The sequence below is a fragment of the Streptomyces sp. NPDC055955 genome, from assembly GCF_042270245.1.
Classification (GTDB): Bacteria; Actinomycetota; Actinomycetes; order Streptomycetales; family Streptomycetaceae; genus Streptomyces.
On the sequence record NZ_JBHJYS010000041.1, the window covers coordinates 1 to 13,457 of the forward strand.

General features: G+C 66.4%; 8 protein-coding genes and 2 pseudogenes. 5 read left to right on the forward strand and 5 right to left on the reverse strand.

Features of this window, described 5'->3' with window-relative positions:
* Positions 1-196: pseudogene (locus tag ACFC96_RS44475) on the forward strand (transposase); the annotation flags it as partial.
* Positions 197-701: 505 nt separating this feature from the next.
* The gene (locus ACFC96_RS44480; protein WP_376618346.1) at positions 702-2,579 is read left to right on the forward strand and encodes a TerD family protein; all 1,878 of its coding nucleotides are present in this window, start codon (positions 702-704) and stop codon (positions 2,577-2,579) included.
* Between the two features lie 477 nt (positions 2,580-3,056).
* Here the strand turns inward: ACFC96_RS44480 and ACFC96_RS44485 are convergent, their stop codons facing one another.
* Positions 3,057-3,743, reverse strand: coding sequence for a DUF6308 family protein (locus ACFC96_RS44485; RefSeq protein ID WP_376618348.1), 687 nt, complete (start codon positions 3,741-3,743; stop codon positions 3,057-3,059).
* A 115-nt stretch (positions 3,744-3,858) separates the two neighbouring features.
* On the opposite strand from ACFC96_RS44485, the gene ACFC96_RS44490 reads away from it, so the two are divergent.
* From ACFC96_RS44490 to ACFC96_RS44500, 3 genes and pseudogenes are all read left to right on the forward strand, one after another.
* Positions 3,859-4,605, forward strand: coding sequence for a VWA domain-containing protein (locus ACFC96_RS44490; protein WP_376618350.1), 747 nt, complete (start codon positions 3,859-3,861; stop codon positions 4,603-4,605).
* A gap of 144 nt (positions 4,606-4,749) precedes the next feature.
* Positions 4,750-5,232 (forward strand): annotated as a pseudogene (locus ACFC96_RS44495) (GNAT family N-acetyltransferase).
* A 647-nt stretch (positions 5,233-5,879) separates the two neighbouring features.
* Positions 5,880-6,131 (forward strand): hypothetical protein, encoded by a 252-nt coding sequence (locus tag ACFC96_RS44500; protein WP_376265365.1) that lies wholly within the window; start codon positions 5,880-5,882, stop codon positions 6,129-6,131.
* Positions 6,132-6,456: 325 nt separating this feature from the next.
* Here the strand turns inward: ACFC96_RS44500 and ACFC96_RS44505 are convergent, their stop codons facing one another.
* From ACFC96_RS44505 to ACFC96_RS44520, 4 genes are all read right to left on the reverse strand, one after another.
* Positions 6,457-7,458, reverse strand: a complete 1,002-nt coding sequence (locus ACFC96_RS44505) for a hypothetical protein (RefSeq protein ID WP_376618352.1) — start codon at positions 7,456-7,458, stop codon at positions 6,457-6,459.
* A gap of 24 nt (positions 7,459-7,482) precedes the next feature.
* Positions 7,483-8,781, reverse strand: coding sequence for a hypothetical protein (locus ACFC96_RS44510; RefSeq protein WP_376618353.1), 1,299 nt, complete (start codon positions 8,779-8,781; stop codon positions 7,483-7,485).
* Complete coding sequence (locus ACFC96_RS44515) at positions 8,778-9,146, reverse strand: WXG100 family type VII secretion target (protein WP_376265373.1); 369 nt, start codon at positions 9,144-9,146, stop codon at positions 8,778-8,780. The genes ACFC96_RS44510 and ACFC96_RS44515 overlap by 4 nt, the downstream gene beginning before the upstream one ends.
* A gap of 1,968 nt (positions 9,147-11,114) precedes the next feature.
* The gene (locus tag ACFC96_RS44520; protein ID WP_376618355.1) at positions 11,115-12,098 is read right to left on the reverse strand and encodes a replication-relaxation family protein; all 984 of its coding nucleotides are present in this window, start codon (positions 12,096-12,098) and stop codon (positions 11,115-11,117) included.
* Positions 12,099-13,457: the final 1,359 nt, after the last annotated feature.

Here is a 13,457-nt window from a genome sequence, read left to right on the forward strand (position 1 = left end):
GCGGGACCTGCCGGAGCGGTTCGGGCCGTGGGAGACCGTCTATAAACGGCATCGCCGCTGGTCAGCTGATGGAACGTGGGCGATGTTGCTGTCGAAGGTTCAGGCCGCTGAGGACCACGCGGGTCGGATCGACTGGGACGTGTCGGTGGACTCAACAGCGGTGCGGGCCCACCAGCACGCCGCCGGCGCCAGGAAAGCGCCGCGGCCGTGGTGACGGACGTCCGCGCCGGGATCGTCGGAGACGTGAGGGAGCACCGAGCACGCGCGGGAGCTGTACGACTTCCTCGTTGGCCTGTACGGCGCGAACAACGTGCTCCCCACACTCGCGGCCCCCTGAATCGCCACCAGCGCTTGGCGAACACGCAGCGCGCACACGCCCGAGGATCAAGGTGTTCGAGCGGTCCGGCCGGGAGCACGGCGCGCACCCATCGGCGGTGAAGCTCGGTCTGGCCGACACCTTCTGGCTGTACCTGGAGACCACAGCCACCTGGGTGCGGCGCAAGGGCAGGGCGCCAGGATCGGGGAACCATACAGCGAGGCGTCCCGGGCGACAGCGGTAAAGCTGATCCTCCTCCCGTCGAGTTCGAGAGCGGTGAGGGACGGTCAGGGTGCGTTGCCGTTCGTCGAGTCTGCTCCTGCGTCGTTCCCAATCGGTGCGCGCCGATTCGGTGGCAGACTCCTTAAGGAGAGAAGGAGTTGCCATGGGCTTTGGCTTCAGGGTCGGTGTGCCGGGAATGAGTGTGCGGGTCTCAACACGAGGTGTGCGTACGTCGGTCGGTCCCCGCGCGGCACGCATCAGCGTCGGCAGCGGCGGAGCCCGTATCTCGTCCGGCCTCGGCCCCTTCTACGCCTCGAGCTCGCTGCGCGGCGGAGGCAGCCGCCGCGGCACGAGTACCCGCCGCACAGCCTCGCGCCCCAGATCCGTGGCACCCTCGGCGGCCCAGCTCGACCGGGCACGTCGACAGGCGGAGCGCGCACAGCAAGATGCCCAGCGGGATGCAGCTATTGCCCAGTTGACAGAGCTTCGCCGACAGATGACCAGCGTGCATCTGCAGTCCTTCCCAATGGCACACCAGCCCGTCGTGCCTGGGCCTCCCCCGCTGGGCCTGCCCTGGGCCCAAGCCGAGGCTCAGGCATTCCATCTGCAAGGAGTGAGCCACTTCGCCCGCGCCGAACGCAGCGCGGCCAAGTCCCGTGCGGCCTTCGAGGCGCCCTCCTTCCTGTCCGCCGAGCAGGCACGCCTGCATGCCGCGCACGCATCACTGTGCGCCGAGGCGCAACACTGGTGGCAGGCGCTAACGGCGAACGACGAGGAGACCGTCTGCGAGGCGGTAAACACCGCATTCTCCGACAATCCGGCCGCTGGGTGCGCGGTCGGGGTCGACGGCTCGGTGCTGTCGGTCGTCATGCGCCAGCAGGATCTCGACGCGATGCCCACCCAGACCCCGGGCCTCACGCCCAGCGGGCGCCCCACCCTCAAGAACCTCACCAAACGAGACCGGACCCTGTGGTGGCTCACCTCCATGGGCTCCAACATCATCGCCACCCTCAAAGAAGGATTCGCCACCGCACCCGGCATCACTGCCATCGATCTCGCTGTTCTCACCCGCCTCCCTGACACCCAGCTCCTCGGCTTCGTGGCCTACGGGCGCTGGACCCGCCAAGCCATCGCGTCAACACCCTGGCACGAACCCGAGGACGCCCTGCGGTTCTTGGACATCGGGCAGGACGTGACGTGTTCGGTCACCACGACGGCCTCCGGGACGTTCTCCAGCACGATCAAGCCACTCGATATCAGCCGCACCGCCGGACTCCAGGACCTCCTCGATCACGCCCAAGAAGACCCAGACACACCGGAACCTTCCCTGGCCGACCTGGACATCAGCCTCGGCGCCAACAGCACGCCGAGTGGCCATATGCCGACCACTGGATCTGATCCGTATCGGATCCGCACCTTTGCCGAATGGCAAAGCGACACGGGGACTTCACCCACCTCACCCCGTCCACTGAGCCCGGCCCCGCAACCACACCGCGAGCCGCCCACGTCTCTCATCCCCGGCCAGACCCTGGTGCTGCCGGAAGAGGCCTGGCAAGGAATGCTCATCGCGTTCACCTTTGCCGGAGCGGACGCCGACCTGACCCTCTTCCTTACCGGCGCGGACGGCCGCGTGTCCGAAGACCAGGACTTCGTCTTCTACAACCAGCCCTCTACCGCCAACGGCGCGTCCCGCCTCCTGGGCAAGCAGCCTGAAGGCCCTCACATCACCGAGAAGGCTGCCGTACACCTCACCGCACTGCCCGAGCACATCCAACGCGTAGTCATCTCCATCAACATGGACGTGGATACCGGCCTGACCTGTGCCGCCCTCACCCACGCGGAGCTCTACATGGACTGTGCCACCGGCGCCGCCTGGACCTTCCAGCCCCCAGCAGATCCCAACATCCGCGCCATGGTCATCGCCGAGCTCTACCGCCACCACACAAACGGCCAACCCATCTGGAAACTACGGGCTATCGGGCAAGGCTGGGCCGACGGCCTCGACGGCCTCGCCCGCGCACACGGAGTCGACATCGAGTAACCAGCCCCGCGCAACCGTCGAGACGCCCGAAGCCGTCCTCCCCGAAGCCCAAGCGAAAGATCGACGACACCCGGTAGGTCCCAACCGCGCCAGCACTGCTGCAACACCAGACGCCCTCTCGCGAACCAGGCCGTAGGGCTTCCCCGTACCAGCCGTGCGGTTCACGGCCCGAGCCCTCACCCACGGTCGCCAAGACCAGCACCGTCAAGACGCCCGGCCCTCACCGTCCCCCAGGCCGCCGAGGCCAGCAACAGCCCTGGCAGCAGTGGCAGGCGCTCCATCCCCTCCCACCCGGGCAATGGCTACCAGGCGAGACAGTTCTGCCGGAACAGCCATCATGGAACCCTGACGACCACCATCAGCGATGCGCGGATCAAGTGCACCTGCAGCGCGAACGCGTGGCGCTGGACGTACTCCTGAAGGGGCACGGGCGAACGGACGGGGCTTCGGTGCGGACTGAATACCCCTGGCCTGCGATCACTTCCAGGTGCAGCCGACGTTTTGGTGATCGGTGTGATGCCGCATCCAGACCACGACATCGCAAACCCGCAGCACACTCACCGCCTCGGGTAGTCCGGCGGCCTGCCTCAGGGTCAGCAGCTCACGTTGGAGGGCGTAGTCGTCGGCGCGTAGGGCGCTGTGCATGGCGTGCCAGAAGGAGCGTGGCTGGCCAACGGCGCAGCGTACGACTCGGTCGTAGACGGGCAGTAGCCGGGGTCGCTTGCGAGCGAGGAGTTTACCGGCGGTGACCCATCCGATGCCTGGCTGGCCACGGAGTAGGCGCCATGATTTGTGCGCCGGTGAGTCGCGATCCAGGTCGGCATCCGTGGCGTCGGCCATGTCCAAGCCCCGGGGAATGGCACGAAGCAGGGTGGAAAGCTGTGTCCCGGCGTGGCCTTCCAAAAGTTCCAGTGCGGCAGCCGCCGGAACGGTGACTGACAGGGTCTGCACTGCGATGAGGTCCTCAGCAGTGACCGTGTCGGCGACTTCTGGGTGGTCACCCCCACCGCCCAGGGCCTCGAATCGGGCTCCTGTGAACGCAGCGGCCCCTGGAGATCGGTCCATGCCGAAGTAGCGGCGCAGGTCCGCGACGGAACCCGCGGCGGTGACAAGGGCATGGAGCCGTTCGGTAAAAGGATGGGGAGGATCAGGCAAGGACACCATGGGCTCCAGATCAGGCGGGTCGGCAGGCAGTACTCGGAGCCACTTCATCTCGTTTGCAACGCTCGCATTGGGTAAACGTCGCTTTTGGTCAGCGGCGAGGCGTCACCATGAGGGGATGACCGCGACGAACGGCACGCAGCGAGCACCAGCCATCAGCCTGTCCAAGGTGCAAGAACGTGCGCCCGACCTGGTCAGCCTGTACACGGCCGCGGGCGACAGCATCCGCGGGCATGAACTGGAGGGTGTGCGGGCCGCGGTGTACCTCGTGCTGGACCGGTCCGGGTCGATGCGGCCCTACTACCGGGACGGGACCATGCAGCATCTGGCCGAGCAGGTCCTGTCGCTGTCGGCTCATCTCGACGACGACGGGATCGTGCCGGTGGTGTTCTTCTCCACGGATGTCGACGGGTCCACTGACCTGACGCTAGGCGGGCACCGCGGCCGCATCAACAAGCTGCACGAGAACCTCGGTCATATGGGGCGCACCAACTACCACTGGGCCATGGACGAGGTCATCGACCACTACACGAAGTCCGGCAGCAGCTCCCCCGCCCTGGTCATCTTCCAGACTGACGGCGGGCCCACCAGTAAACTCGCCGCCGAACGCTACCTATGCAAGGCAGCACGCCTCCCTCTGTTCTGGCAGTTCGTTGGCTTCGGTGACCCTGACAGCAACGAGTTCACGTTCCTACGGAAGCTCGATACGCTTGCCGTGCCGGCCTGCCGCGTCGTCGACAACGCCAGCTTTTTCCACGCAGGCCGCGCCCCGAAGGCTACTGCCAACCACCGGCTCTTCGACCAGCTGCTCCACGAGTTTCCCGTCTGGCTGGCCGCCGCCCGCACCGCCCGCATCGTGCAGTGAAATCTCAGTACGGCGCCAGGCCCTACCGACTGGCCTCTGTTCACTGGCATACCGAAGAACCCGTTAACGTGATCGCCCGTTCGGCAAGAAACAGTTCGCCCCGTCGACGGTGCGCCACGCAAAAGCGGCTTACGGAAGCGGCTCGTGCTCCGAGAGCCCGAGGTCCGGGACCGTGCGGCGTTTATCGAGTTGCACGCCTCGCCGGAGGTGCACACATACCTCGGCGGCCCCCGGCCGCGTGACGAGCTTGAGCGCGAGATGCCCGAGGTGCCCGGGCGGCGGCCGTGGAGTTTCGTTGTTGATCTTAACGGGGCGATGATCGGCCAGATCCTGCTCAGGAGGGCAACGGAGCATCATCACCCGGCTACCGAGGGGAAGGTCGATCTCGGCTACCTGTTCCTACCGAGAGCGTGAGGATTCGGATACGCCGCCGAAGCGTGCGCAGCGGCACTCGGTTGGCTCGCCAGCGTCCTTCCCGGCGAGCCGGTGGTGCTCACCACCCAGACCGCCAACGTCGGCTCGATGCGTCTCGCAACGAAGCTGGGATTCACCGAGGTAGAGCGGTTCCAGGCCTGGGACGCCGAGCAGAGGCTCGGCACGTGGTCCCCGCCCACTCCATCCAGATGAGCTCGTACTCAACAGTGCAAATCCGCAACTCGATCGGCTCCCTCATCGTTGTGCCGCTCGGGTTTTCATTGTTGACCAAGCAATGAACCGACGGCCGCTGGACACCGGCCCCGCCATGTTCTTTTGTTGGTGGGGCTTCCCCGTGTCACGAATCAGACACTTAGCCTTCACGGCTCCCTCACAACGCCGCATCATGCACAGTCAGTGCAAAGCCACAGGGGGACCCATGAGTTACTCCACAATCCAGGCGGGCGACGCCGAATTCGAAGCCTGGTACGCCGCTCGGCAACGCAGGATCCGGTATGCCGCAACGTGCGGTGTCCTCGTTGCCGTGGCCACCGCTTCCTTCTTCATCGGCCGCTCGTCCGTAGACACCGCCACGCCGGCTCCCGGCATGACGCCTTGCGGGGTCACGGGGGCAATGTGCCCGGCGGAGCACGACGAGGAAACAGCACCCACCGCTGACCCGATGGGCGCAGGTCGACGAGCGGCGGAGCAGCGGCAACAGGCGATCGCCGCGTGCAAGGCAGAGGCCGCGGCGAACAACGGGGGGCAGCCACTGTCCGAGTCGCAGATCATGGCGTGCACAACGGCCCAGTGAGCATCATCTTCGAAGGTCTGAGCCTCAACACCGCGGGGGAACCACCATGCCGAATTACAACGAAGTACAGCAGGCCGTGCGAGTGGAGAAGTTCAAAATCTGGTTTGGCTGGATCGCAGGCAATGTGATCATGCTGGTCATCGCCGGGGCCACGCAGGACATAGGCGTCGTCAGCGTGATCACTCAAGTGCTCCTCGCCGTCGTGTTCCTAGGGCTGACGGTCGCCCTGTTCCGGATGACGGGCGCGCTGAACAGGCAGGCTGACGCCGCGCGGCGCGAGGTGCTCGGCGACGAGTAGCTGGCGGCCCCGTCGGGTGATCCGGCGGGGCCTTCGTCATGCGGTGGGCTCCCCGTCTGCGTCATCGGGGTAGCCACACAATCCCTCGTGTGCCGGATGGCGACGACGGTGCGGTCCGTGCGACAGACGATGACGCGGACATCCTGGTTCTTCGGGGTGGCGAGGCAGTGGGGTGTCGATTTGTCCCCTGGGTGGCTGGCGCGTGCGCTCGCCTCCTCGCCGCTCTGCCATGCCGCAGCGGGCCGTAAGCCGTCGTGGGACGGGAGGGCTGTGCCCGCTACGCCGATCACCTTGTCTTGTTCGCGGGGCAGGGCGGAGCCGGGGGTTAGGGCCGGTGGAAGACTGCGAGTTGGCCGTACTCGGTGGACGCGGCTTCGGCGAGTTCGGGGTGGGCGGGCAGGCGGGTGCGCAGGATGGCCAGAGTGTCGGGCCAGGCTGTCACGGGGTCTGCGGGGCCGAGCAGTACGCGGTCCCAGTCCTGCCGACTGGTTGTGCCGGTGCGGTCGATGACGAAAGCGAGGCAGTTCTCCGGGTCCTGGTCGAGGGTGCGGACCAGGGCGGCGACGGCCTCCTCGCGGTCGGGTTCGGGAATTTCTGTGAGCTGGAAGGTGAGCTTCTGGGTGGCGTCGTCGAGGCGTTCCACTGTTGTGGCGAGGTGTTGGTCGTAGCCCATCCAGCATGCGAACTCGACGGCGCGATACTGCTCGTCGGTAAGGACGGAGAGCAGGTTTTCTGCTCCCCCGATGAGTGGTTCCCGTTTCCCTTCGCGTGTCTCACAAAAGCCGAAGAGATCGTCCGAGAGCGGATGAACGGCCGAGAGTCCGCTGGCCTCCAGGCTGTTGAGCAGTGCCTGGCTTGTAGCAGTGGTCAGCGGTGGCTGGTACCAGGTGAAGAAGCCATCGGTCGTGGAGTTGTCTTGCGCGGTGGCTGCTGCGGAGGCGTTCTTGCCGAAGCGCTCATCGAAGATCGCCCGTGCCCGCTCGTGGGACACGTCGGGGCTGATGTAGTTCTGGTTCCGAACATAGGCGACGAACTCGTCAGGCAACGCGACATGGTGGCGACGTACGTAGTGGACGAGTTCGACGGGCCACATCCAGGTGCCGTCCGTGATCAGGGAGCCGGCTCCGGTGATCCACACGTCGTCCGCGATGACGTCGCGCTCCGCGCCCATGGCCGAGAAGATCTCGGTACTCGACTCCATGTAGCCGAGGATGCGGTCCTCGTCCCACTCACCGGTACTGCGGGCCGCGTCGCGTAGGGAGGGGGCGGGGTTCGTGCCCTCACCGTGGCCGTCGAGTTCCCGGTAGAAGCCAGCTTGCTTGATCATCATCACTCCAGTTGAACCCGACACCTAGTTGACCACGGGCAGGAAGACACGCCAGTAGCCGTTCCTGTCGATCGTAGGAGTCTGGTTGAGTCCCAGCGTGGATCCGGTACCCACCCTGTCCGTGGGCGCGTACACAGGCACGCCGAGTTCATTTGCCACGGTCTGGCCGAGCGGCATTTCCGGCGGTACGGCGTCGGCGCCGGAGTGGCACGACACGAGACGTACTGGCTCGCCGGGATGGTAGTTGGGGTTGTTGCGAATCGCGTCCACGACATGGTTGGGGTGGACTTCAAAGTCCGTCAGATCCTTGCCGTAGGTATTGACGCGGCCCGCAGCGAAGACACCCTTGTTCGTGCCGTGGACCACCACGTCGTGCACCCCGGGGAGCCGGCGGACGCGCTGGAGATTGTTCAGGGTGGACTTGTCGTACCCGACCGTCGTGGTGTTCTTGCTGTAGTAGACCGGGTCGCCTGAGGCGAGTTCGAAGTCGCCAGGCTTGGCCGGAGGAGCAGGAGTCTTCGAACCCTCGCTCCGTAGCAGGTTCCAGGTGCGGCTCTTGCCCATCTGATCGAGGGCTGCACCGTTCAAGCGCAGCGAACCGCCGAAGACCTCTTGGAAGCCGCCGGCCTCGGCGGTGACCCGTGCCGCACTGCCCGCCCCGCCGAACATGCCACCGAACAGCATTCCGTCCTTAGCCGCCTGGCTGGCCTCATCGAGGCTAAGGCCCTGGCTCTCGCCGGTCGCGATCGCGATGGGCTGGGCAACGGCGAGGTCCACAGTGACCGACTCGATGCCGCCGAGTGCGGCGGTGGCCAGGGTGGTGCCGGCGATGGTGGCGACCTCGGTGGAGACGGTGACGCCGATGGTCCCGGCGAGTTCCACCATGCTGGCGGTGGCCGCTGCCGCAGCGGCTTCGGAAATGCCGGCCGTGAAGATGGCGAGTGCCGTGCCCGCAATGATGGTGGCGCCGACGATCTCCAGCTCATGCTCAAGGTGCTTCGTCGCGGCGTGGACGGCGTCAGCGAACTTGTCGAGCGCCTTGGCCATGTCGCGGGAGCCGTCGATCATGTCCTGGAGCCAGCCGTGCTTCTGGTAGTAGTAGCGGCGCCAGAATGGGTCATCGAAGGCGGATATCGCCTCGCCCTTGTTGTGCTCGATGATCGTGCGGGCCGACTTGTTCGCGGCGGCGGTGACGTCCTCGAGGTCGTCGGCAAAGTCCCGCCACGCCTTGGCCGCATCCCGCAGGCCGTCCTCGTCGGCGTCCGGCCACCACATGCCAGTGACGTCCTGGACGATCTTCTTGGCCTTATCGGCGACGCTCACTTGCCATCGCCCGCGCTCTTGCCGTCCTTGACAGTAATCCTGCTGAACATGGCGCGGACCAGATCGTCATTGTCGATATGGCCATCCGCCATGTCCGTCATCGCGTCACGGATGCTGGCCAGCCCGTCGGCGAGGATCTGCGCGGACTGCTCCATCTGCTTGACGTGCGGCCCGTATGCCTTATGGAAGGCGGTGCCCTGATCATCACCACCCCAGGGTGAACCAGCCGCGGACAGTGCCGTCTTGAGCTTGGTCAGGGCCTTGGACAGATCCGTGCTGTGGGTGTGGAAATGCGGAGCCGTCGCCTTCAGATCGGCGAGCTTGATGTCGAGTATCTCGCCCTGGTCACCTGTACCGCTGCTCATGAACGCGCGCTCTCCCCCGTGGTCGGCTCGTCAGCCGTACGACCCTAACCAAGTTGCGTCATTAGCAACTGTTAGGACAGCAAAGGGAAAGTAAAGATCCATTGGATGCGTGGAGATTTGCTGCCTGATCGTCCCGCCCACCCCACCAGCAAGTTCCGCCGATGACGGCATTGGACCAGTTCCAGATGGCGCCGGACGATCACGATCCAACGGTGGTTGTGAACGAGAATGGAGAGAGTGGTTGGCGGCATCCTTCGCCCCGGCGGGGCGCAGAGTCCGTGCCGGTACCGGGCGAGTCGTGAGAGTCGTTTCGGCGGGTGGTGCCGGAGGCGCCATCGCTACCTCAGGATGGTGGACGACATCCCCGCGGGTGCGGGGAGCAGCCCTCAGACCCACTGTCACCCTGCCATCCCCCTCGGTGCGGGGAGCACTTGGTCTGCTTGTTGACGTAGGCCACGAGCCGGAGACCATCCTCACGAGTGCATGCGGGGAGCACCGACGCTGATAGCTCGACTCTCTGCCCAGGGGGGACCATCCCCGCGGGTGCAGGGAGCACAACGTGACACCCGCGGACGTGTTCGGCGTCGCGGGACCATCCCCGCGCGTGCGGGGAGCACCTCTTGGGTGCGTCGGTGTCGTCGCGGTTGAGGGGACCATCCCCGCTGGTGCGGGGAGCACTCTTCGCGACCTGCGGCCTTGCTGCGACGGCAGGCCGTTCTGAGACGGCTTCAACGAGTCCGACATAGCGCGCAAAAACCCTACCTGGCGAACTATCCCTTGCCGAAGCGGCGTCGTTTGGACGCGTTACCCCAGCATTCTTCGGCGCTGGCGTGCTCTGCTCCACTGGCCGTCCCCCGCTTCAGGGCACCAACCACGAAATCCTCTGTCGGATATCGCACCTTGCATAGCCTACCCACCGCATCTGACCTGCGGTGGGTAGGCAAGCTCTCGGCGATTGGTTCCAGGTTGGGCTGACCTGGTAGTTCAGCTAATGGTTGATCAGCAAGCAGGGTGCGGGCGAGCACCAGTTGTCTGCTCGGCCTAGGGCGAGTGGCCGCAGGGCAGAGCGGTCGGAGACCAGTCCTGCGATCGCGACGTGATGTGGTGCGGGGATGGTCCCCCGGAACAGGTACTCCGCGACTACGCCGGCTGGCGCTCCCCGCACCCGGGGGGATGGTCCCATCGGCCCGACGAACGCGCTCGTCCGGTGCTCCCCGCACTCGTAGGGGTGGCCCCGCGTACGTGAACGAATGCGTGGAACAGAAGGCTGCGACTCCGCACGTGAGTCGGCAGCTGCCTGGTGCCCCGCCATCTCCACGCCAACCATGGCTCCCCGACTCTTCCCGGAATCGGCCGATGGCCTGCTGCACGGCGAGCGGCGTGGCCATTGTCAGCCGCCCAGCCGTCGGCGACACCAAGCTTGGATCTCCATCCAGGCAGCGCGTGGTGCACCCGGCCTCCGTTCCTCTTCCCGCGGCGGCCCGTCTCATCGGGCCGCGAACGCGGAGGCCCCCGGCCGAAGCGCAACAAGACAGATCGCGGCTCCGACCCCGAACACGCGCCCGCCTCGTCCTGCCGTCTGCTCTTTCTCTCCTTCTTCCTCCTTCCCCATCTGTTGCCAGGCTGGAGTGTGCGTGAGAGGGGTTGTCGGCACGACCGGTACGCCCGTACCGGTGGGTCTGACCTGCCGTTTTCCTCTCTCAAGCGGTGGAGGGTGCACTAGGGGCTTTGAGGCCCCCTTTGTGGGTGACTTTGCTAGAGGCTTTGAGGGTTAGTTTGTCGGCGATGCCAGTGCTGGCGGCCGTGGTGAACAGACATTTGGCCTCCCTCGCACAAGCTCCGCGGCTCCATGGTGACCGGCTAGATCATGACCTACACCGGTTACTGATCGGTTGCCTGATCGCTCGACTTCCGGCCCACTGCACGGCCAAATCCCGGGCGGTGGGGTGGTTCATCTGGTGCAGGCCGTCACATGGCCAGCGATGAGGGAAGGTCCAGTGCCTGGTTCAGGGGCTGGGGACTGCCGCCGCGGGCTGCGTTCCACCACGTCTGACCCCATGGTCCACGCTCGTGCAGGCGCGTCAGGGTAGTGCCGATCACCGGGAACGGAGGCTTGAGGTTGTCGACCAGGTTCATCACGACCGCGGCCCGGTTGAGGACGGTGGATTCGCTGCGTCCACTCAGCACGAGGGCGACCGCCGGCTGCTGGCCCTCGGGCAGGTGCCAGCGAGAGCGCCACCACAGGCGCCCACGCTTGTCGCGGCGCTCGAAGTACTGCTGGTAGCGGCGGATCTTGGCCACGACGCGTTCGGGCGCCATCGTGGAGCGGTCGACTTCCACGAACATCAGGGGCCGCTGATGATGCGCATCGGCGGAAACGACCAAGTCGGCCTGCACCGAGCCGTATCCAGGCTCTGCGTCGGTGCCGGTGACCGGCAGGCCGACCTCGGTGCTCATCGCCTCCAGACTGCCGAGACCGTGCGGGCGGTTGTCCACCACGGCCTGATCGGCAGGACTGAGGCGGTCGTAGGCACTTTGCGTGGGGCGGGGCTGCAGCAGTCCCAGAGCGGCGGCGTTGACGTCCAGAGCATGCGAGGCGCCATGGGAGGCAGCGCCCCGCGCGATTGAACCCATCTCCGCCAGCGGCCGCTCCAGCGCGCGGGCGGCCGCCTCCAGTCCGCTGGGAGTCAGCCCGTACAGCTTGGTGCCGGCTCGGCTGCGGCCCTCGGAGACCACAAGGCCGTGATGCGCCAGGTCCAGGGCGGCATTGCGGTGCGCGGCCGTGCGACTGCCCCGATTACTTGAGGCCGGGTGCCGGTAGGTCAGGTGAGGGCGCGTGAGCTCCTGGATCTGCTCCGCCGTGGCCACCTTCAACACCCCCAGCACTTTGAGGATGTCCTCACGCAGCGGAGCCGTCGACCCATACGGCCACAACGCACTCTTCGCTGACATCAACACCACCTCCGGCAGTCCTATTTGATTGGTGGTCAGTGTGTCAGGGGTTACGAGCTCAGGTCGATCAGGCGGGCGGCTCCCCCTTCTCGCCTCAGCCCCTGTTCGGGGCCGCCACCCCTACAAAGCTGCGGCCGTGGACGAACTCCGCACCCGTGCCGTGCGTCTCGCCACGACCGATCCCGCCACAGTCGCGGCGAGTCCGTGGCTACCCGGCAGGAGCCGCGCCGGTGACCGCACCGATGTCGTCGATAGGCATCGGGCCGCGCTGGATCAATCTTCCGAATTGCCCTGCGCTTCGCTCACTGCTCACTCCGTCCGGGATCCTCATCCCGACTGGGGCTGTGGATCTTTGGTCCATGGGGCAGTTGACCCGGCAGGGCGCACCGAAGACGTACCAGACGAGAGCTCCGCGATCACAGCCCGTCACAGCCAGCCGGTAGGTACACCAGTACGCGTCTCGCTGCACCGCACCGCGGGACACTCTGCGCAGCGGTTGCGCAGTCGCCCATCGCCGCCTGCGCAACAGCTCGCGGATGATTGCGCAGCACGGCCCCGACCGTCCACTGCGCAGTACCGGCTGGGGACCTGCGCAGCAGTGGCCCCAGAGTGCGCAGTCAGGGCGCACAGCGACTGCGCAGCCGAGTTGCGCAGCACCGTGGGTGCTCTTTCGCGGCAACTGCGCACTCCCAGCACCGGTACGCGTTTGGTTTTCCAACGCGCACCGGCAGCCTCGGCCGATTCCTCGTCAGCCGGCTTCGAGGCGCCGCAGCGACTGACCGCGCGCGCTGCCGTCCGGCGACCGGTACGCGTTTTGCCGGGGCGGGAAAGCGCGTACCGAAACGCGTACCGGTCTGTAGAACTCCCAGGTCACAGCCCCATTAAGCGCACCTACGATCAGGAGCACGCAACGGTCGCTCAGGGGCTGGTACGCGTTTCGCCGTGCCGCTATCGGCTTCCGGTACGCGTTTTGGCGGGCGCCGCAAAGGACGTTCGGACCGCTCACAGTCGACCGGTACGCGCTGCGCAGTACCCGGTGCGCAACGCGCCCCAATCCGCAGTGCGCAGCGGGTCTCGGGGCCGGGCGGGCGTGCTGCGCAACTCCCGAGACTGTGCTGCGCAGTGAGCCCGAACACTTGCGCACTACACCCCGAGTGCGGGTTCCATAGCGCGCTGCGCAGCCGTGGGCCGTACTCCGGCACGGGTCACTGCGCACCGGGTCCTGAGGAGGCTGCGCACCACACTGCGCAGCTTTTCAAGACGAGGGTGCGTAGTCGGTCGTCGGACGCTGCGCAGTCCCGGAGTTGGACACGTTGGGTGATGGCTCGCCGGGCCTGTCGAGGACGGGTTCGCGTTGGG

What these genes read in the sequence shown, in the direction of transcription:
- ACFC96_RS44520 (WP_376618355.1), bottom strand. Translation starts at nt 12,098, where the DNA reads ATGTCAGCGAAGAGTGCGTTGTGGCCGTATGGGTCGACGGCTCCGCTG.
- ACFC96_RS44500 (WP_376265365.1), top strand. Translation starts at nt 5,880, where the DNA reads ATGCCGAATTACAACGAAGTACAGCAGGCCGTGCGAGTGGAGAAGTTC.
- ACFC96_RS44480 (WP_376618346.1), top strand. Translation starts at nt 702, where the DNA reads ATGGGCTTTGGCTTCAGGGTCGGTGTGCCGGGAATGAGTGTGCGGGTC.
- ACFC96_RS44515 (WP_376265373.1), bottom strand. Translation starts at nt 9,146, where the DNA reads ATGAGCAGCGGTACAGGTGACCAGGGCGAGATACTCGACATCAAGCTC.
- ACFC96_RS44505 (WP_376618352.1), bottom strand. Translation starts at nt 7,458, where the DNA reads ATGATCAAGCAAGCTGGCTTCTACCGGGAACTCGACGGCCACGGTGAG.
- ACFC96_RS44485 (WP_376618348.1), bottom strand. Translation starts at nt 3,743, where the DNA reads ATGGTGTCCTTGCCTGATCCTCCCCATCCTTTTACCGAACGGCTCCAT.
- ACFC96_RS44490 (WP_376618350.1), top strand. Translation starts at nt 3,859, where the DNA reads ATGACCGCGACGAACGGCACGCAGCGAGCACCAGCCATCAGCCTGTCC.